Origin of the sequence: Leisingera sp. ANG59, from assembly GCF_013317235.1 — a bacterium.
Taxonomy (GTDB): Bacteria; Pseudomonadota; Alphaproteobacteria; order Rhodobacterales; family Rhodobacteraceae; genus Leisingera.
Genome location: NZ_WLCM01000056.1, coordinates 1 through 20,170, shown reverse-complemented (window position 1 = coordinate 20,170; position 20,170 = coordinate 1). Strand labels below are relative to the sequence as shown.

The following is a 20,170-nucleotide window of genomic DNA, read 5'->3' as shown; positions in this document are numbered from 1 at the left end:
CCCTTCATCAGTCAGCACGACAGATTTGGCCCGGTTAACCGGGTCATGGATCAAACCCTTCCGATGCAATCGATCCAGTGCCGACCAGTCCATTCCCTTCCAGGCGCGACGCTCATCATGCAGCGTCAACCAGAGCAGTCCCAGAACCGCGTCGTCGATCTTGTCCTCGTCGATCTCCATGAACAACGGGTATCACATCACAGCGCCAATGGGACCGCGGTCTTCGCCGGAGCCTTACGCTATGCCAGTTCCTCGACCCTGACACTGCATTACCGCGAGTTCTTTAGGGTCACACCAGTTCAGGACCGCGAAAGGACTTTTCTTCCGGACGCCGGAATCCCGGTCCGAAACCGCCCGGCGGCAATACAGAGCCCGGCACAGGTTGCCACGCTTACATCTGGGTGAATGCATTTAACCCAGCCTGCCCCCGCGAGAGCTAGCCTTCCCGCCTGGTTGAGAACGCGCCTGGCGTTACACCACTGGCTGCGTGCGATGGTCAGGGTAGACAATTCCCAATTGGCCGGGTTCAAACAGATCCAGTTTTTTACGCCAGGTCCGTCCAAGCCAGAGCAATTCCACGGACAAATCAACTGGATGATAGGCTGCAGTATACAGCGTGCCAAATCCCTTGTCGAAGGCAAGGGAATACAGTGGCGGCTTGAGGAACGTTCCGACAAACTTTTCCTTGGTTTCCGGATGCAGCGTCAGCCGGTGCAGCAAAAACCGCTCCCTTTCAACGGAGGCCGTTAGACGCGCATGGCTTCTCCATTCAACGCGTTCCTGATGATTGGTTGCAACCGCCGCATGGGTGATGAGGGTGGGACGGTCTGGTGCAAGGTAGGCGGTGAAGTAATTCCGGTCACGGTCCAGCACCGTAACATTATAGCTCATGTGGCAGGGCACGCGCCGCAGCGCGTCCTTTGCCTCATTGATGGTTGAACAGGTCTGCAAAAGATACCTGAGGATGAGCGGCACGCCGAAGCCGTCGCCCACAGCCCTGCGCCCGCCGAACGTAAGCGAGACACTGAGCCCGGCATCGTTCACTCCGTCCAGCAAGCCGAACAGGCCGTCCGAGGTGCCCATCACCTGCCGCCCGTTCCATCCGGTCTTCAGGTACACCGCGTCAAAGGCCGAAGGGTTGTAATCATAGTTGCGCACCAGGAGGGGTTCCTTACCAGGCCAGATTGCCTGGCTGCACCCGGCCAGATAGCGCGGCGGGCAATAGAAACTGAGGAACCGGGATTCTAGATCGCCGCCGCCAACTGATGCGCACAGCTGATCATAGAGCCCCACCATCTCAGGCATATGCGTTTGCAATGCACGGCGGCATTCAGCATAGGTCGGGCGGCCGGAAAGGCCTTCGCTTGCCCACCAATTCAGATAAGCAGTGCGGTATTCGGCAAAGAGCCCGGACAGCACCTGCCCCGGCTCCGTTTCCTGCATGGCGCGGAATGTCAGTCTCATTCAGCCTACATAATCTTGAACGCCGGGTCCTCAAAGACCTGTGCTGACGGCAACGGCCGCGCCGAATATGCGTTCTTGATGCCGTCGATCCAGCGTTTCGATTTCTCTGTCAGCTGGAAGCCCTTGGTCATCGAACGGCCGCGGGTGACAAGAATGCCCAGATCAGCGCCTTCGTAACGATAATCGCCCGCATTCGAAATGCGCAGGAAGAAGGCCTCATCCTCGCTTTCCACCGCGCGGCGGTGGTAGTCGAAGCGGTCAAATACAACCTGGCCGTCCGGCAGCATCTTGTAGATGCCGGACTCCGGGGCCTTGGTCACGATGTCCACGGTGTCTTCGGTGTGCTTGATCACCATCTGCGACCAGGAGTCGATCATGTCCGGGTCCGCCCAGCGCGCGTTCAGCTCCTCCACATCCAGCTTGAACGGCTTTTTCGAGAATTCTAGCAGGTGGAACAGGAACAGCGGCGCATCAGCGTGGGCGAAGGCTGCGTGGTTGGTCATCGAGGATGCCCCGGTGATCCGCGGATTCAGTTCACCCAGCCAGATGTCGCCGGTCTTCTTGTCGATCAGGAAATCCAGCTCGAAATAGCCGCGGTAGCCTTCCTTGCGCAGCTGCTCGCCGAACTTAAAGGTCAGTTCGCGCGCCTTCTCACGTGTTTTCGGCGGGAAGGCCGTCGAGAAGATTTCGTTGCCGCACCAGCCGCCGCGGTAGGGCGTCAGTTCCTTAAAGCCGACAAGCTCGGTCATCAGCGGGCCAACAATAGTGCCTTCGGAGGTGCAGCAGGCCTCGATCGCGGAGCCGCGGCAATCGATCCGCTTCATGATCTTGATTTCGCCCTGGCCGACGATCTCATGCTCGTGCTTGCGGAAGTCGGCCTCGGTCTTGATGAAAAACGTGGTGTGGCCTGAATCGCCGAAGGCGCTCTGCAGCACCAGGTCATCACCCAGATCCGCCTTTTTGCAGATCTTCTTCAGGTGATCATAACTGTCGACCTTGGACAGCGTATTCGGCACAGAGGGAACACCGGCCTTGTTGCCGACGCGCACGGTTTCGATCTTGTTGTCCATCTTGGTCCGAAGCTTCGCCTTGGGGAACCAGACCTCGCCGCCCAGTTCCTTGGCCAGTTTCTCGGTCTTTTCATCGAACATGAGAAACACGAACTTGGGCTTGCCGCCGCGTGCCTTGACATAGTCAACGACTTCCTTGTGCTGCAGCAAGTAGTTGTTGATGTCCTCGATAGACTGGAATTCGTCATGCGGCAGTTCAGACGGAACCAGCACGTTGGGGTGGCGGCCGTCGAAACAGTCCATGTAACAGATGTACTTGAAATTCTTTACCCACTCGTCGAGCCCAAGAAGATTGAAATTGGTCGCTGAGACAAAATAGACCGGGTCCGTATTGGTATGGAAATAGCGGCGGATCTCCGAAATGTTGTTCAGAACTTTCTTCGGCATGTATCGTCTCCCAGTGAATTCAATTTATCGTTGGATTTCTGTTTCTTGACGGCGTCTATTTCTTGGCGGACTTCAAGGCCTCCTTGGTGAATACACGCAGCCCCAGATCGGCACGGAAACCGTGGATTTCACTCACATCCAGCGCCCGCATGAACGACAGGATTTCCGGACTGATAACCTGGCCGGGCACCAGGATCGGAAAACCGGGCGGATAGGGAATTATGAAACTTGAGGAGACCAGTTCCTCACCCGCCTCCAGCCTTTGCATCAGGCTGTCATCTGTCGGGATGTAATCGCAGTTATCCTCATTGTAGGCGAGGAAGAAGGCAGTTCGGATATCCCCCTCCGGCGTGTCCTTGCCCGCCCGGAACGCATCGTGGAACCGGCTGAAATCCGGAAGCGGCGGCACGTGCTCCACCAGCGCCGCCACCCGGTTGTCAAAAGACCGGCGCTCCATCTTGGACGCATCGTCCAGAAGCTCGTCCAGATCGTTGGCAATCTCAACCAGCACCTCGATCAGATAAGCAACCGAAGACCGGGTGGTGCCGATGTTGGTCATGAACAGCACGGTGTTGCGCGAGGTCTTGTTGATCTGGATCCCGTACTTGTCCATCAGGATCTTCGTCTTGAAGGTGTCGCCGTCCCAGCCGGTGCCGCCCACCGCCAGAGTTACCCGGGTCGGATCCAGTACAAACTCGTCCTGGCTCCACATCGACCATTTATCGATCCAGCCATGGTCCGGGTCGTAATAGGCCTCCACCCCGCTTTCGCGGAACTGTTCGGGGATCATGTCCCCGGCGGTCAGCACCTTGAAATACTTGTTCAGCAGCGGGTGTTCGGTGATCGCCCGGCGGATCGACATCGCGCTTTCGATCTGCTTCTGGACGAACTCAAAACCCTCCAGTTCCACTTGCCGGCGGCCGACATCCAATGAAGCGATGATCTGATAATTTGGCGAAGTCGAGGTATGGGTCATATAGGCTTCGTGGAAGGCTTGCTCCACCTCGCCCTTAAAGTCCTGGTCGTTCACATGGATCATCGACCCCTGCCGCAGCGATGTCAGCGTCTTGTGGGTGGACTGAGTGGCGTAGGCCCGCACCCGCGCATCCGGAGGTGGCACCAGCCGGGTGTTCAGCCAGGTCTCTTCGTCCGCATCCTTCAGCATCTCCTGCTGCGCCTCCCAGGCCTTCACCGTCTCCGGGCTGCGCAGCGTTTCCCGCAGTGTGTTGGCCACCCCCATCGCAGTGCGCTGGCGGTAGGTCGGGTCGAAGCGGGCAAATGCAAACCAGGCCTCATCCCACAAGAAAATCAGATCCTTCTTGATGGCCAGGCATTCCTCCATAACCCGCCGCACATTGTAGACAATGCCGTCAAAGGTGCAGTTGGTGAGCAGGACCATCCGCACCCGGTCAAGCTTGCCTGCCGCCTTGAGCCGCAGGAGCGTGTGCTTGATTTCCCTGAGCGGCACTGCCCCGTACATCGAATGCTCATGCAGCGGGTAGCTGTCCATGTAGGCCACACTGGCCCCCGCCAGCACCATTCCGTAATGGTGCGATTTGTGGCAGTCCCGGTCCACCAGCACGATGTCCCCAGGGCGGACCACCGACTGCACAACGATCTTGTTGCAGGTGGAGGTACCATTTGTCGCAAAGAACGTGTGCTTGGCGCCAAAGGCGCGCGCCGCCATGTCCTGGGCTTCCTTGATCGGGCCGCGCGGCTCCAGCAGGCTGTCGAGCCCGCCGGATGTGGCGGATGTCTCAGCCAGGAAAATGTTGGAGCCATAGAACGCCCCCATGTCCTGGATCCAATGCGAGCGGCTGATCGACTTGCCGCGGCTGATCGGCATGGCGTGGAACACACCGGTGGGCTGTTTCGAATACTCCTTGAGGGCGGTGAAGAACAGTGACTTGTAGCGCCGGTCCACCCCCCGCAAGATGTTCAGGTGCAGCTCCTGGAAGTCCTCCTGATTGTAAAACACCCGGCGGCAGCGGCCCAGATCCAGTCCGGCGATATCCTCGGCTGAACGGTCGGTGACCAGATAGGCATCCAGCTCGGGCCGGATTTTCTCGATCAACCGGCAGGCCTCGGGGCCGTATTCGTGCGGGTCGATAGAATCGACCGCCTCCTCCTCGCTGACGCGTGTCAGATACTGGTTCAGGATCGGCAGTTCGATCTTGGACTTCAGCGACAGCCCCGGACGTACCACCACCGCCTGCACATTGTGATTGAATAGGATGCCAATCAGTGCATCCTCCAGCGAAGGCACGATCACAGGCTCATAAATGAAGGGATCTTCGATCCGCCGCATCCGCAACAGGTTCTGCCGCAGGAAGCGCTCCTGCGATTCTGAAACGTCATCAACAATCAGCACCTCGAAGTAAGGCCTTCCCAGCGCCCGCGCCTCAGGTGCGAGCGACGCTTCGTCCTCGTAGTCTTCGTTATCGATCTCATCTGAAGAAAGCGGGATAGACCGGCGCCGGTAGGCCCCAGAGGTCAGAGCCCGCGCGATACGCCGCACCGACACCGCCAGATCTTCCGCGTTGCCGTGCTGAAGCAGTCTGCGCAAATGCTCAAAAGCATGAATGCCCGGAAACGCCCAATAGCGTTCAATCGGAGCCAGCACTTCGAACAGATGCTCTGCCGTGGCAGTCAGCTTGTCGCTCTGACGCCCTTCTTGACGCCGCCGGGCCAGCCCCTCGGCAGTTTCCCGCAGCGAGCTCCATCTGTCCGCCCGCAGCTGGGTTGCACTATAATAATCCCGGATCGACGGCAAAGCCTTCCTTTGCGGCTGCAAGTTCAAAACCTGCCTCCTTTCTGTCGCGTCAGGACCTGCGCCGCCTTCCAGTCCGGTTAATCAGAGCCCGTTTTTCCAGGAAAAACAGAAAATTGATGCGGCGAATGTAACGTCTGCTCAAAATGCTCTATCGAGCTGCGCGGGTCAGAGGCTTGCAGCCCGCGCTGCGATCCCTGCCCGGGTGTCTCCAGCGGCCCCAGCGTTTTCAGGTAGGCATCGGCCCCGCTGGTGCGGTCGTAAACAGAGAACTCCGCTTCTCGATCCCGGAAGCTCTTCAGCACTTGGCCCAGCCCCTTGAGCCCGGTCTCGCGCTGGCGGCGGACCTGATCCAGATCGATCTCGATCGGGAACATATCCTCCTGCCCCGCCGACTGATGCAGCACGGTGGCCGAAGGGTCCACCACCAACGAACGCCCGACACCACCGGCGCTCAGCCCGTTGACATCAAAAACATAGCACTGAAACTGTGCCGCGGTGGCCCGGGCGATGGCGATCTCTGCCTCGCGGTCTGTTGTGCCTGTCAGCACCGGATGCAGCAGCACCTCCACACCCTGGCTGGTCAACTGGCGTGTCGTTTCCGGGAACCAGATGTCATAGCAAATCGACAGGCCGAACCGGCCCACCCCGGGCACGTCGAACACGCAGAACTCAGTGCCCGCGGAAATTCCGGCCTCGTAGGGGCGGAACGGAAACATCTTGGAATATTTGGCGACAATCTCACCTTCCGGGTTGATCACGACAGACGTGTTCAGAATCCGACCGTCTTCGGTTTTTTCGAACATGGAGCCCGGGATCAGCCAGATGCCAAAGCGCCGCGCATCCTCCTGAAACTGCTGCAATGCATCGTTGGGGAAGGGTTGCGCAAACTGATCCAGCGGCCCGTAGGGAGCAAGTTCGGAAAACAGCACCATCTGCGTCCAGGGAAACCGCGCCATCAAGATTTCAATTCTATGACGCATGGCTTCGACATTCGAGTGAAGCGCAGAGACATGCATCTGAACACCAGCAATAGCGAAAGGTGTCATATTGGGCGGTTCTCCAACTGTCTTTGTTGCAGTCAGTCTATTTATGGTCCGCGTTCTTGGCTAGAGCGTATGCTTCATTTCCAGGCCTGCGGTCAGGCAGGCGAAGAGCCTCGCGTCAAGAGCCAGCAGGTGTCAAGGCAGTTCATCTCATTAGTTCAATCGGGGAGGCTCACGTTCACCCGGAGCGAGGCTTAATCATACTTCCAGCCCACTTTCCCGAGCGTGCAATGGCAGCAGTTGGCAACCGCGGCGAAATCGCGCGAGTAAGGTTGGGCCTTGGCTGCCACTCATTCCTCACCATCGCTTACTGCTCCGCCCTTCGCCATTTCCCTCGTTCCGCAACACTGACAAAACACCAAAAAACGTTATGATGGCATCAGGAGCAGCTACCACTTCACTCCTCGCAGATCACCAATGCAGTGTACTCCATTGGCTTGTGTGCTGCTCCCCAGGTCAGGTCGCGAATTCCCTTGCCTGCTCGCGCAGGGCAAATTTCTGGATCTTGCCGGTCGAGGTTCTGGGAATATCCATGAACACGAACCTGCCCGGAACCTTGTAGGGCGCCAGCCGCTCTCGGCACCAGCTGCGCAGGACCTCCGCGTCGGCCTCCTGGCCCTGAGCCAGTTCGACAAAGGCGCAGGGGGCTTCGCCCCATTTTTCATTCGACATTGCCACAACGGCAGCAACCGCAACCGCCGGGTGGCGGTAAAGCGCCTCTTCGACCTCGATCGAGGAGATATTCTCGCCGCCCGAGATGATGATGTCCTTGGACCGGTCCTTGAGCTGGATATAGCCATCGGGATGCATGACGCCCAGGTCGCCGGAGTGGAACCAGCCGCCGGCAAAGGCTTCCTCGGTGGCCTTGGGACTGCGGAAGTAGCCTTTCATCACGACGTTGCCGCGGAACATCACCTCGCCCATGGTCTGGCCGTCGCGCGGCACAGGCTGCATGGTTTCCGGGTCCAGCACATCGAGTTGCTCCAGCGGCAGGTAGCGCACGCCCTGGCGCGCCTTCAGCGCAGCCTGTTCGGCGGTCGGCAGATCCGACCAGTCGCTGTGCCAGTCATTGACCACCGCCGGACCATAGGTTTCCGTCAGCCCGTACAGATGGGTCACGTCGAACCCGGCGGCCTTCATCTCCGCCAGCAGACTTTCGGGCGGCGGCGCGGCGGCGGTGAAGAACTGCACGGATTGGCCAAGATCGCGTTTGGCCTCTTCCGGTGCCGAGATCAGCAGCGACATCACGATGGGGGCGCCGCACAGGTGGGTCACCCCCTCGTCCGCGAGAGCATTCCAGATCGGTTCCGCCCGCAACTGCCGCAGGCACACATGGGTGCCGGCGATAGCGGACAGTGTCCAGAGGAAGCACCAGCCGTTGCAGTGGAACATCGGCAGAGTCCAGAGATAGACCGCGTGTTTCTGCATCGAGGTGGTCAGCGCGTTGCCCTGCGCCAGCAGATAGGCGCCGCGGTGGTGCGAGACCACGCCCTTGGGGTCGCCGGTGGTGCCGGAGGTGTAGTTGATCGAGATTGCATCCCATTCGTCTTCCGGCATCCGCCAGGCAAAGTCCGGGTTGCCGCGGGTCAGGAACACCTCGTAGTCGGCAGCCTCCGCGTCGGAGCGCGGGCCGTCGTACTCCGGGTCGTCGTACTGGATCAGGACCGGCGACACCGTGGCAAGCGCCAGTGCTTCCTGCATCAGCGGCATGAACTCGCTGTCGGCGATCACCAGTTTCGACATTGCGTGGTCAAGCTGAAACGCGATCACCGCCGCATCGAGCCTCGTGTTGATCGAATGCAGCACCGCGCCGCACATCGGCACTCCGTAATGGCATTCCAGCATCGCCGGTGTATTGGGCAGCAGCACCGACACGGTGTCGCCGCGGCCAATGCCGTTCTTGGCCAGGGCCGAGGCAAGCCGCCGCGAACGCGCGTAAAACTCCGCATAGCTGCGCCGCAAGGCGCCGTGCACGATCGCCGTGCGGCCGGGAAAGACGGTGGCGGCTCGTTCCAGGAAGGTCAGCGGCGTCAGCGGCTGATAGTTCGCGGGGGTGCGGTCCAGACCGGTGTTGTACGGGTTTTCCGTCATGGTCCTATTGATCCTGCCATTGGGGGCTGCGTTTTTCGAGGAAGGCGCCGATGCCCTCTTCGGCATCGCGGGCGAGCATGTTGTCGACCATCACGCCGGAGGCATAATTATAGGCGTCGGCCAGCGGCATTTCCCGCTGCGCATAGAAAGCGCGTTTGCCGGTGGCCAGGGTCATCACCGACTTGGAGGCGATCTTGCGGGCCATTTCCATCGTGGCTTCCCGCAACTCCGCAGGCGGGACGGCGCGGTTGATCAGGCCGATCTCTTCTGCCCGCCGGGCCGGGGTCATGTCGCCGGTCAGCAGCATTTCCATGGCGTGCTTGCTGGGCACATTGCGTGACAGGGCCACCATCGGCGTCGAGCAGAACAACCCGATATGAACCCCCGGCGTGCTGAACCGCGCGGTGTCCGCAGCAACGGCCAGGTCACAGCTGGCCACCAGCTGGCAGCCCGCTGCGGTGGCGATCCCGGTGACCTCGGCGATCACCGGCTTGGGGCAGTTGACGATGGCCTGCATGGTAGCAGAGCACATCGCCATCACCTTGGCAAAATAGGCCCGCCCGCCATCCGCAGCCGCGCGCCCGGCGGTCATCTCCTTCAGGTCATGCCCGGCGCAATAGGCCGGGCCGTTTGCCGCCAGGACGACAACACGCACCTTCGGGTTTTCCCCCGCTTCGGCAAAGGCTTCGGCCAGCGCCGCCAGCATTGCCTCGGACAGCGCATTGCGCCGCCCGGCATCGTTCAGGGTCAGGCGCAGGATGCCATCGTCATCCAGGTCGCGCAGCAGGATTTCGGTGTCTTGCACGGGGCTCTCTCCTGTTTTGAGGGTCAGTGAATGCTGATCTCGACGAAGTCAGCCAGCGTATTGGCAATGAAACAGTAGCGGTGCGCCCGGTCCTGCATCTGTGCCAGTTCGGCATCATTGACCTGAAAGCCGGTGTCGAACCGCACCAGCGGGTGCATTTCCAGTCGGGTCACCGACATTTTGCCCTTCGGGTTCTTGCCCAGATGCGCCACCACGTGATCATGGTAGCTGGCTACCGGCCAGCCCGCCTTGGCGGCCAGAGCAAGAAAGGTCAGCATGTGGCAGCTCGACAGCGCCGACGCCAGCGCCTGTTCGGGGTTGGTGCAGCTTGGATCGCCGCCATAGTCGGGGGCGGCGTCCACTTGCACGTCGTAGCCGTTGTTGAGCTGAACGGTATGCTCGGCCGTGTAGGCGCCGGGCTTGAGCTCGGGCTCAATACGCTGCCAGTGCAGATCGATCGAAATATCCGACATTTCCGTAAGTCCTCGTTCCGGCGTTTAGCTTGCAGCGAGCGATTTCTTGGGGTCGTAGAAGGGGATCTCGACGATCGTGGCCCGTGCCGGGCCGCTGGCAGTCATCACGTCGACTTCGGTGCCCAGTTCGGAACTCCCGGCCGAGACCATCGCCAGCGCGATGTTCTTCTCCAGGCGCGGCGAGTAGACCGCCGAAGTCACTTTGCCGATGGTGCCGCCATCTTTGGTGATCTCCCAGAAAGTGGTGTTGGGGCCTTTGAGGGGGGCGCAATCGATGACCAGGCCGACCTGTTTGCGGCTGACGCCTTCTTCCTTGATCCGACGCAGAGCCGCCTTGCCGATGAAGTCCGCTTCCATGTCCAGGCCGATCAGGCGGCCGAGACCCACCTCAAACGGGTTGGTGTGGATGTCGGCATCGGCGTGATAGGACAGCATGCCGCCTTCGATGCGCCGGATCGAGGAGGTGTGACCGGGCTGCAGGCCGAAGGGTTTGCCCGCCGCCATGATTTTTTCCCACAGCTCGTCGCCGCGCGACCCGTCCTGCAGATACAGCTCATAGCCCAGCTCGCTGGACCAGCCGGTGCGCGACACGATCAGCGGAATGCCGTCCAGCTCGACTTCGCGCAACCAGTAGTATTTCAGGTCCAGGATGCTGTCGCCGAACAGCTCCTGCATGATCAGGCCGGACTTCGGGCCTTGCAGCTGCAGCGGCGAAACATCGGGTTCGCAGATGCTGACATCCATGCCGGAATGCACCGCCACGCCCTGCGCCCACAGCAGGATGTCGCTGTCGGCCAGCGAAATCCAGAAGTGGTTTTCCGCCAGCCGCAGCAGGATCGGGTCGTTCAGGATGCCGCCGTCGGCATTGGTGATCAGCACGTATTTGCACTGGCCCACAGCCATTTTCGACAGGTCGCGCGGGGTCAGCATCTGCACGAATTTCGCCGCATCCGGGCCGGTGATCTCCACCTGGCGCTCGACCGCCACGTCACACAGGATCGCGTCGTTCACCAGGTTCCAGAAGTTCTGCTCCGGATCGCCGAAGTCACGCGGAATGTACATGTGGTTGTACACCGAGAACCCCTTGGCGCCCCAGCGGACGGTGGCGTCGAAATAGGGGGATTTGCGGATCTGTGTGCCGAATCCGAAACCGTCTGATTGCATCATGTCTTTCACCCTTTGCACCGGCGGCCCGATCAGCCGCGGACTGTTTGAACTGGGTGAAGGATTACCCGCACAGGCAGGCCGGGTGCGGACTGAAAACAAGCCGCGGACAGACCGAACGGACTGATGTCAGGCAGGCGGGCAGGCCGTTCAGGCGGGGTCCCTCATTTACCCGGCCTGGCCGCCAGCCCGGAGAGATTCGGCTGGGCGGATTTGACCTGGCGCGTCACGATGTAGGTCATGTAGCGGTCAATCCCCAGTTCTGCGGCCAGCAAGCTTTCCATCACCTCCTGAAAGGCTGCCAGGTTTGGAGCAAAGACCTTCAGGACGTAGTCCATGCCGCCGCCCGTGGCGATGCACTCGGTGACCTCGTCCAGCTTCCTGATATGCGCCTCGAAACGGTCGAAGTCGGCCTTGCGGTGGTGCGTGAGAGAGACGGTCACGACCACCTGGGTGAAATCACAGACCCGGTCGAGTGCGATGTCGGCGTGGTAGCCACGGATGAACCCCGCTGCCTTTAGTTTCGTAAGGCGGGCCCAGCACGGGGTTGGCGACAAGTTGACAATTTCCGCCAGCTTGGTTTTGCTCAGCTGGCCGTGTTTCTGGACTGCGCTGAGGATGCGGATATCGGTCGCATCGAGGCTAAACTTGTCCATGCATCAAAGCCTTTCAAAGCAGGGTTCGGCTTTCCAATACAATCACCAACGAAAACCCGGAAGCAACATCTTGCTCCAGTAAGACTGGTTGGGGCACAGGCCACCTGATGTGATCACCGGAAACGTCCCCGATTTTGATTGGAGTCTTGCGCAGAGAACCCTTGGCTGGAAGAGGAGCGGAACCACATGAAGGCATCAAAGTTCACGGACGCGCAGAAGGCGTTAATCAGCAAGCAGGTGGAGGAAGGCACCTTGGTGGTCGATATCTGCCGCGAGGCCGGGATCAAAACGGCGATATTCTTCAACTGGAGGAGAAAATACGCTGGCCTGATGCCACCCGGGATGAAACGGCTCAGGGAGCTCGAGCAATCGCAATGGCTTGCACTGGCGTGATGCGCCCAAAGAATACAGCCCGCACAAGATCTTGTACAACCGTTCGAGGCCGTGGAGCGACAAGGGCATCTTTGCCCGCATACCGCCCCGCCTTCAACGACGCTGCAGCGGGCGCCTACCATGACCGGCAGAAGGCCGAACGATCCCTCAAGGAGGATGAAAGCCGGATCGCAAACATTCTGACAGCTATCGAGGGCGGCAGGTACACCGTTTCAATGAAGAACAAGCTGCCTGAGCTGGAGGGCGAGACGGCCCGCCTAGAGGCGGTCATCGCGGACTACCCGGAACCCCCTGTCCTGCGGCTGCATCCGAGCCTGCCGGCCCGGTAGCAGGAGTTGATCACCGATCATTCCGGGTCCCAGAACGCGCCGGCGGTGCGGTAGGAGGCGGCGGCGTCACTGCAGGCGCTGATGTTTTTTGGGCAGCCGGAACCGACAAAGCCCCCGCGGGTGGCGAGGGGTTGGCCGGAAACGCTGGTTCCGTAAGCAGGATTTGGGCACTATTTCACCCGAGCCGGATTATTTGCATGCACTATCGCAATTTCGCGATAGATCGTTGCCGTCGACTTCCGTAGCGCAAAAACGCCAAAACAACCTTTGTGCCTCCTGCCTCAATAGCATTATGGAAAACCGGCGTAAGAGGCGTAAGAGGCGTCCATTATTCACCCGATAATCCCGCAATCGTAGTTCGAAATAGATATTTAATGTCGGAAGGCGTTTCTGCAATAAGCTCCGCCCCGGCCTCAGCCAGCACCCTTGCGGGCTGCCACCCCCAGGATACACCGACTGCCGGAACTCCTGCTTGTTTCGCGGCTAGGATATCGCTCACCCCATCACCAATCATGCATATAGGCGGCTGCGTTTTTTTTAGCCTCATCAGCTTTGCTGCTTTACTTCCCGGAATGTCCCTGGAGATTATTTTGCATACATAGCCGCTGCAGCCGTGAAACCGGAGGAATGGTTCTATGGTGCTGCGGGGCGACGCCGACAGAATGCAGAGCGGGCCGTTCGACGCCACTTGACGCAAAGTTTCAGCCATGCCCGGAATCAGCGGTGCAATCTCCCGGCAGTGTTCAAGATAACCGCAGGCATCCGCTGCAAAGGCCCGGGTATTGAGGCCCAGCTTCGCGGCCAGCCCTTCAAAACTGACCTGCTCCAGGTCAGCAAACGGGTTTTCCGCCAGCGGGCGGGTACAGCCCTGCCGCCTGGCTGCGTGGATGCAGGCCCTTGCGCAAATTTCAAGCGAGTCTGCGATCACACCGTCGAAGTCAAAAACGACCAAGATATTCCCCAGGCTGGGCTGCGTGCTGTGCGGCATGCAGGCTGCAAGTTAGAGACGGAACTGCTGGCTATTCAGCAGCAACGGCGGCCAGATGGTCCGCAAAGGAGGGCGCGAGCATAAGGGTTTTGCAGCGCGCAAAACGGTTGGTGGCATAGGCCCAGAAATCCTCCGCCGGGTTGCCGTCCGCGTGCTGGATCAGCCCCCAGAGCGTCCAGAGCAGATCGCACATCGCTTTGTAGATCACCATCCGCCCGTATTGCGCAGCACCCGGCGGGGCGCCGAGATAGGCCGTCAGCATTTCCCGTTCCTGGGTCTCGGTCATGCCTGCCTCAACTGACAGATCGCCCAGATCCCACAGCGCATCATTCATGCCCGAGTATTCGAAATCGACAATCCACATCCGGTCGCCGTTATCCAGGAAGTTCTCGCAAAGCGGATCGCAGTGGCTGGGCACCAGTTTGCCGGGCCGTGCCTTCAGCAGTTCCCTGATCGGAGCCGCTTCGGCGACCACCTCGGCATAGCCTTCGGGAAGGCTGGCGTTTTTGGCGGCCAGCACCTCCATATAGCCGCTGATCATCGAAAACAGCTCGAACCGGAACTTGAAGGGGGCCGGCGCATCATGCAATCGACGCAGAGCCTTTCCTGCCCGGACCGCCGACCCCGGGCGTCCGGCAAATAGTTCCGGGGTCATGGTGGCAATATCCGGAATGCACTGGCTGATCATCACGCCGGTTGCAGGATCCGCCCACAGGACCGCTGGCCCGACCCCGGCGTCTGCTGCAACCTGCGCGTTATTGATTTCCACAGAGCGGTCGATATATTCTTCAGTGCCTTCTCCGGGAATACGCACGATCACTGCCTGCGGCCCGCCTTCCACGCGGTAGACCAGATTGGTCAAACCTCCCAGGCGCTGCACCTCCAGCGCCTGTGCATCAAGGCCTGCAAACCCCTTAAGATTTTGCAACGCTTCGGTAATCCGGGTGACTTGTTCCATATTCATTGCGGCCTCCCTCAGGCTTTCAGGCGGTGATTGGCGGGGTCATAAAGCGGCCCGTCCACCCTGCGCAGCGCGCGGCGCTCTCCGAACAGTTCCAGCTCAAAACCCCTTTCCCCGGCCAGTTCCGCCGGAAGGTAGCCGTAGACGATCGTCTTGCCGGCCGTGGGACCATAGCCGCCGCTGCAGGCCAGAGACACCGCAGCCCCCTGATGCAGGATGGTTTCGCCGCCTGTCATCGGCAGCCGCTCCTCCGCGGCAAAGGTGCAAAGACGCTGGCCGATCCCCTGCCCTTTCTGCCGTTCCAGAACCGTGCGGCCCAGGAAATCCCCTTTGGACTTCAAATGCACACGGGCGCCCAGACCGGCCTCGACAGGGGAAAAATCCGGAGTGATATCGGCGCTCCAGTAGACATAGCCTTTTTCAAGCCGCAGCGACTCGATGGCCCGGTAACCGATATCGCGGATGCCGTGTTCCTGCCCGGCCTGCCACAGCAGGTCATAGACATGCAGGGCGAATTCCGCCGGGACATGAAGCTCCCATCCCAGCTCGCCGGTATAGCCGATCCTGGCTGCGCGCACCTTGGCGGCGCCCAGCGTGATCTCCCGCACGGTTGCAAACGGAAAGGCCCCGTTGGACACATCTTCCTCCGCAACCGCCTGCAGCACCTCTCGCGACTTGGGGCCGCAGATATTGATCACCGCTCGGGCCGAGGTCATTTCAATCAGCTGCGCCGATCCATCCTCGGGCAGGTGGCGGCGGATCCAGTCCGCATCATGCACGCCGAACCCGGCGCCCGTCACGATGTAGAAATGATCGCGCCGCAGCCGGGTGACGGTGACGTCCGCCTCGGTGCCGCCTTTCTCGTTGCAAAGCTGCGTGTAAATCACCGCGCCGTCCGGCGTGTCCATGTTGGATACTGCGAGGTTCTGAATGGCAGCCAATGCCCCCTGGCCGATCAGCTCGAATTTGGAGAAGCTGGACTGGTCGATCAGCACAACGCCTTCCCGCGCGGCCTTGTGCTCCTGTTCGGCAAAGGCCTTCCAGCCCGGGTTCAGGAAATCCAGCTGATCCACCGGCTCGACGCCCTCGGGGGCAAACCACAGCGGGCGCTCCCAGCCGTTCTTCGACCCGAACACCGCGCCATGCTGCTTCAGCCGGTCATGCAGCGGCGACAGGCGCAGATTCCTGGCGGTTTCCGCCTCCTGGCCCGGATAGCGCATCTTGTAATGATGCGCGTAATGCTCCACCGCCCGGGGATACATGAAAGCGCGGGTGGCGTGGTGCGGGCTGAAGCGGCGCACATCCAGCGGCCACAGATCCAGGCTCGGCCGGCCCTCCAATATCCATTCCGCAATGATTTCCCCGGCGCCGCCGCCAGCGGCAATGCCGTAAAGGAAGCCGGTCGACAGCATCAGGTTCTTCAGTTCGGGCGCCCAGCCCATGACGAAATCGCCATCTGCGGAATAGGGGATCGGGCCATTGATGACCTGGCGGATTCCGACCTCGTTGACGACCGGCGTGACCTGGCCTGCCAGCTCCGCCAGCGGGGCAAACCTGTCCAGATTGTCCGGCAGCAGCTGGCGCACGAACTCACCCGGGATGCCGTTGTCGCCAAAGGGCAGCGTCCCCTCTTCATAACCGCCGATCACCAGCCGCCCGCCGGCGTCCGGCTTGTAATAGACCAGCCGCTCCGGGTCGCGCAGCGTCGGCAGCCCTTTGACCAGCTCCGGCCGGGGCAGCGGTTCGGTCACGATGTACTGGTGCTCGACCGCGCAGGCCGGAACCACGACCCCGAGTTTTGCGGCCAGTTCCCGGCTCCACATTCCCGTGGCCAGGATAACGGTTTCGGCGTCGTAGTCTCCCTCGGACGTCATCACCCTGGAAATGCGGCCGTCCTTCAGCTCGAAATCCTCGACCTTGACGCCCTGGCGGATTTGCGCACCGTGCATGCGGGCCCCGGCCGCAATCGCCTGGCAGAGGCTGGCGGGATCCACATGGCCATCCGAAGGAACGAACGCGGCTCCTTCCAGGCCTTCCGCATCGATATAGGGGAACAGCTCCTTGGCTTCGGCTGCTGTGATGATCTCCATTTCCAGATCGAAACTGCGCGCCATCGTCGCCAGCCGCTTGGCTTCCAGCAGCCGCTCCTTGGTAGCAGCCAGGCGCAGGCTGCCCACTTTCTTCCAGTCGAACACCATGCCGGTCTCGCTGGCCAGCCGGTCATAGAGCGCCACCGAACGTTTCAGCATCCGGGTGGTATTGCGCGAGGAACGCAACTGCCCGACCAGGCCGGCCGCATGCCAGGTGGCGCCTTCCGTCAGCGACGCCTTTTCCAGCAGAACCACGTCTTTCTCGCCTGCCCGGGCCAGATGATAGGCGATGGAACATCCGATGATGCCGCCGCCAATGATGAGATGCTTGGCTGAGTGAGTGGTCATGACGTTTCCCCGTTGCAAGATCGTTGGCGAAATCAAATCTCTCATTTCAACATAAATCAACATTTGTCATGCTTAATCGTTGAAATTTGTCGGTTGATTGCAGGAAAAACTGGCCCTAAGCTCCAACAGGCAACATAAAAGCGTCAAAAAATGTCGAAATACGAGCAAGACATTCTCAACACCGTGAACCTGCACGGGCGGGTTTCGGTCATGGATCTGGCCCGGATCCTGCAGGTTTCGGATCAGACCGTCCGGCGAATCGTGAAGCCCATGGTCGAAGACGGGCGCCTCTCCAAGGTGCATGGCGCGCTGGTCAGCACCCAGAATGTTCTGGACCCGCCGTTCATGGCCCGCATGACCCAAAACCGGGTGGCGAAGGTAGCGATAGCCAATGCCGTTGCCGCCCGGATTCCCGATGGTTCAGCAGTCGCTATTGATACGGGCTCCACGTCCGGCTTTGTTGCGCAAGCGCTGCGCGCGCGAAGGGACCTCACGGTGGTGACGAATTCGGCGTATATCGCCGCCACACTTGCAATGGAGGAAGGCAACCGGGTGTTCATGGCGGGTACGCAGCTGCGCAACCACGATGGCGCGGCTTTCGACCGGGCTGCATACGATGTGATCGCCAATGTCTCGGTGGAAACTGCCGTGCTCTCTGCCTCTCTGGTCCACCCAAGCCACGGATTTATGGTGTTTGACCAGTGCGAGGTGGATATGGCCGCAGCCATGAAAGAGGCCGCTGAGCAAACTATCATGGCGGTCGGTTCCACAAAGTTCAGCGATCCCGGCGCCAATCCGGCGCTGCGCCTGCCAGAGCTTGCGGCAAATGACTTGATCATTACGGACCGGACACCGCCGCCGGCCTTTCAGGACTTTCCCAGCCAAGCAAAGCTTTTGATCGCGGAATTTTCGCAACAACAGAACTCGGGCTGAAACGATTGAAACTGAAATGCTGGCAGTGCAACGGCACCCAGCACATCAGCGCTCATCACAGTGCGCCCTTCATCCCCGGTCACTCTGCGAACAATCCATTATCCGCCCAACCATTGCGAATGCCGCGCCTACCCCGGCCGCCTTCGGTTTCGCGTGCGCACTGACCAACAAGAGGGGCAGATTTTGCACCCGCCCCCCTTGTTGACTGCACCCTTATTCCCAACCAGCAACGCTGGCACTCAAGTTCTCCGGTGCTTCATCCCTGCGGAAGCCGCTGAGTGTCATTGCTATTGTGAAACCCGCCGCTCCGCCGGCAAGTTTACCCAACAGCAGCGGCATGATGAGTGTCGGCTGGAAGTTGGCAGAAAACGCCAGATGGTCACCGAACATGAAGGCGCCGCATACAGCGAAGGAAATGACCAGCACCTTGTCGCGCGGCGGCATATCCTTGACCAGGCGGAACATGGCCAGCACATTTGCCGCTGCGGCCAGGAGGCCTGCAGTACCCTCGGAAGACAGGCCGAGCCGGCCGCCCAACCACATCATGGGGCGCTGCAAGAAGCGGTTCATCAGATAGACCATCGGAAATGCACCGCACAGCATGATTCCGATGTACCCGGCAATCTCCAGCGCGCGGAACTGGTCTTCGGCATCCGCGATGATCGGCGCGAAGCCCCAATGCCCGAAATTCGTGCTGAAGGCGCCGGTGAAGTATTCGACGATAGAGAACGCAAGGACAATCGTGATTGCCGCATACATCACCCGCCCGAAGCCTAGAAACAGACGGATCATCGTCTCTGGAAACAGCTTCAGGCATGCCGCCAGCACTAGGCAGAAAACAATCAGCGGCAAGATGTTGTACATGACCTGCAGCGAATTCATCGCAAGACGGTAGGTTGCATCTCCAGTTGCAGCGATATCAGGGCGGACGCTGATCTCCATTACTGACAGCGCAAGGCAGGAGACGAGCACGCCAACCGGAATTGACAAAACACCGCACATTGTCCCCACAGCCATATACTGATGATCATCCTTGTCCAGCATGGCGAGACCAACGGGAATGGTGAAGATGATCGTTGCGCCAGCCATGAACCCGGTGAGGGAAGCCATGATCCACCCTTCCTGCGACTGCGCAAGGTCCTTCGCCAGCTGGTACCCCCCCATATCCACCGCAATAATTGAGCTTGCTGCCATAGCAGGATCGGCATTCAGCGCTTGAAACAGCGGGCCGATCACCGTGGTGGTAAACGCTGAGATATAGGGGATCGAGGCCATGATCCCGGCAACGGGAATAAAGATGTGGCCAATGGAATGGAGCCCTGCCGTGAACTCCTTTCCAAGGTCGCTCTCGCTGTCGACAATCGACGCGACCGCGCCGATCAGAGCGCAGATCATGATTACGTAGATTACATAAGTGCCGATTTCGGCCATTTCGGGTCTCCCTGTTGAGGGCTGCAACCGGACGCGCTCACCCGGTTACAGCGATAATGCTCATTGCAACTACGGCACCGCCTTTTCTGACTTCATGCCTTTCAGGACTGCTGTTCCGGCTAAGGATCCTGAACAAGCAGGCCACGATCGCATCCTGTTCCGCCAGAATGTTCCTATGGGTTTGGATCTCTGCAACTGAGTTCAAATCGAGGGCCGAAGACCTATTTCACCTGCTCTCCTCTAGCGGTATTCGGCTCCCAACCAATGTGCCAGACAAGCGTGCTACAGCCTGATACCTTGTCCGCGACGCCGCTGAACACCTATGCAAAGGACTGCAAATGACTTGCATTCAGCATGCGCACCGCAGACCGGGCGGACGACCTCTCTGCCATATGAGGATGCCAGAAAATGCCATAGCCGCGCAGCAATCAGGGTTACGGACTTGGCCGGCTCAGGCATCCAAAATGAAAAGCCTCCAGCGGGCGAACCCGCCGGAGCAGTTGGGGACAGTGACTTACAGTGCAGCCTTGAACAGCTGGGCGAGGTTCTCCTCGGTCAGCTCAATGGGGTTGCCGCCGCAGGAGGGGTCAATGATGGCGCCCTTGACCAGCTCTGGGATCGCTTCGGCGGTGACACCGAGTTCGCCCAGCCTGCGCGGGATGCCCAAGGAGTCGTTCAGCTCCTGCACGAAGGCCCGGAACCCGTCGAAACCGCCTTCGATGCCCAGATAGGCCGCCGCCATGTTGAACCGGTCGGCAATCACGCAATCAC

At 60.1% G+C, this 20,170-nt stretch carries 17 protein-coding genes and 2 pseudogenes; 4 read left to right on the top strand and 15 right to left on the bottom strand.

Annotation, left to right across the window (positions count from 1 at the left end; genetic code table 11):
- The 10 genes from GKC28_RS23890 to GKC28_RS23845 all read right to left on the bottom strand — a co-directional run.
- A partial coding sequence (locus GKC28_RS23890) for a DUF6429 family protein (RefSeq protein ID WP_174149449.1) occupies positions 1-180 on the bottom strand: 180 nt, incomplete at its 3' end.
- Positions 181-471: 291 nt separating this feature from the next.
- Entirely contained in the window at positions 472-1,464 is a 993-nt protein-coding gene (locus GKC28_RS23885; protein WP_174149448.1) for a C45 family autoproteolytic acyltransferase/hydolase, read from the bottom strand.
- 5 nt (positions 1,465-1,469) lie between these two features.
- A complete protein-coding gene (locus tag GKC28_RS23880; RefSeq protein ID WP_174149447.1) occupies positions 1,470-2,921 on the bottom strand; it encodes a biotin carboxylase in 1,452 nt (483 codons plus the stop codon).
- 55 nt (positions 2,922-2,976) lie between these two features.
- A complete protein-coding gene (locus GKC28_RS23875) occupies positions 2,977-5,721 on the bottom strand; it encodes an aminotransferase class I/II-fold pyridoxal phosphate-dependent enzyme (protein WP_254604380.1) in 2,745 nt (914 codons plus the stop codon).
- A 50-nt stretch (positions 5,722-5,771) separates the two neighbouring features.
- A complete protein-coding gene (locus tag GKC28_RS23870) occupies positions 5,772-6,740 on the bottom strand; it encodes a carbon-nitrogen hydrolase family protein (RefSeq protein WP_174149446.1) in 969 nt (322 codons plus the stop codon).
- 453 nt (positions 6,741-7,193) lie between these two features.
- On the bottom strand, positions 7,194-8,828 hold the full coding sequence (locus GKC28_RS23865; protein WP_174149445.1) for an acyl-CoA synthetase: 1,635 nt from the start codon (positions 8,826-8,828) through the stop codon (positions 7,194-7,196).
- 4 nt (positions 8,829-8,832) lie between these two features.
- Positions 8,833-9,633, bottom strand: coding sequence for an enoyl-CoA hydratase (locus tag GKC28_RS23860; protein ID WP_174149444.1), 801 nt, complete (start codon positions 9,631-9,633; stop codon positions 8,833-8,835).
- Between the two features lie 23 nt (positions 9,634-9,656).
- Positions 9,657-10,106, bottom strand: a complete 450-nt coding sequence (locus GKC28_RS23855) for an OsmC family protein (protein ID WP_174149443.1) — start codon at positions 10,104-10,106, stop codon at positions 9,657-9,659.
- A gap of 24 nt (positions 10,107-10,130) precedes the next feature.
- Positions 10,131-11,273, bottom strand: a complete 1,143-nt coding sequence (locus GKC28_RS23850; protein WP_174149442.1) for a glycine cleavage T C-terminal barrel domain-containing protein — start codon at positions 11,271-11,273, stop codon at positions 10,131-10,133.
- 161 nt (positions 11,274-11,434) lie between these two features.
- Entirely contained in the window at positions 11,435-11,926 is a 492-nt protein-coding gene (locus GKC28_RS23845) for an Lrp/AsnC family transcriptional regulator (protein ID WP_174149441.1), read from the bottom strand.
- Positions 11,927-12,112: 186 nt separating this feature from the next.
- On the opposite strand from GKC28_RS23845, the pseudogene GKC28_RS23840 reads away from it, so the two are divergent.
- From GKC28_RS23840 to GKC28_RS23830, 3 genes and pseudogenes are all read left to right on the top strand, one after another.
- Positions 12,113-12,292, top strand: a pseudogene (locus GKC28_RS23840) (transposase); the annotation flags it as partial.
- A gap of 1 nt (position 12,293) precedes the next feature.
- Positions 12,294-12,401: pseudogene (locus GKC28_RS23835) on the top strand (IS5/IS1182 family transposase); the annotation flags it as partial.
- Positions 12,391-12,648 (top strand): hypothetical protein, encoded by a 258-nt coding sequence (locus tag GKC28_RS23830; protein ID WP_174149440.1) that lies wholly within the window; start codon positions 12,391-12,393, stop codon positions 12,646-12,648. The pseudogene GKC28_RS23835 and the gene GKC28_RS23830, both read left to right, overlap by 11 nt.
- A gap of 328 nt (positions 12,649-12,976) precedes the next feature.
- Here GKC28_RS23830 and GKC28_RS23825 read toward each other — a convergent pair whose 3' ends face one another.
- The 3 genes from GKC28_RS23825 to GKC28_RS23815 all read right to left on the bottom strand — a co-directional run bounded on the left by GKC28_RS23825 (position 12,977) and on the right by GKC28_RS23815 (position 17,035).
- Positions 12,977-13,600, bottom strand: a complete 624-nt coding sequence (locus tag GKC28_RS23825; RefSeq protein WP_174149439.1) for an HAD family hydrolase — start codon at positions 13,598-13,600, stop codon at positions 12,977-12,979.
- A gap of 67 nt (positions 13,601-13,667) precedes the next feature.
- Positions 13,668-14,600, bottom strand: a complete 933-nt coding sequence (locus GKC28_RS23820; protein WP_254604379.1) for a choline/ethanolamine kinase family protein — start codon at positions 14,598-14,600, stop codon at positions 13,668-13,670.
- A gap of 11 nt (positions 14,601-14,611) precedes the next feature.
- A complete protein-coding gene (locus GKC28_RS23815) occupies positions 14,612-17,035 on the bottom strand; it encodes an FAD-dependent oxidoreductase (protein WP_174149438.1) in 2,424 nt (807 codons plus the stop codon).
- A 150-nt stretch (positions 17,036-17,185) separates the two neighbouring features.
- Here GKC28_RS23815 and GKC28_RS23810 point away from each other — a divergent pair, with 150 nt between their 5' ends.
- Positions 17,186-17,968 (top strand): DeoR/GlpR family DNA-binding transcription regulator, encoded by a 783-nt coding sequence (locus GKC28_RS23810; protein ID WP_174149437.1) that lies wholly within the window; start codon positions 17,186-17,188, stop codon positions 17,966-17,968.
- 213 nt (positions 17,969-18,181) lie between these two features.
- Here the strand turns inward: GKC28_RS23810 and eutH are convergent, their stop codons facing one another.
- Positions 18,182-19,399 carry an ethanolamine utilization protein EutH gene (gene eutH, locus GKC28_RS23805; protein ID WP_174149436.1) on the bottom strand — a complete coding sequence of 406 codons (1,218 nt, stop codon included), beginning with the start codon at positions 19,397-19,399 and terminating at the stop codon, positions 18,182-18,184.
- Positions 19,400-19,913: 514 nt separating this feature from the next.
- The coding region (locus GKC28_RS23800; protein ID WP_174149435.1) for an iron-containing alcohol dehydrogenase at positions 19,914-20,170 on the bottom strand (257 nt) is incomplete at its 5' end.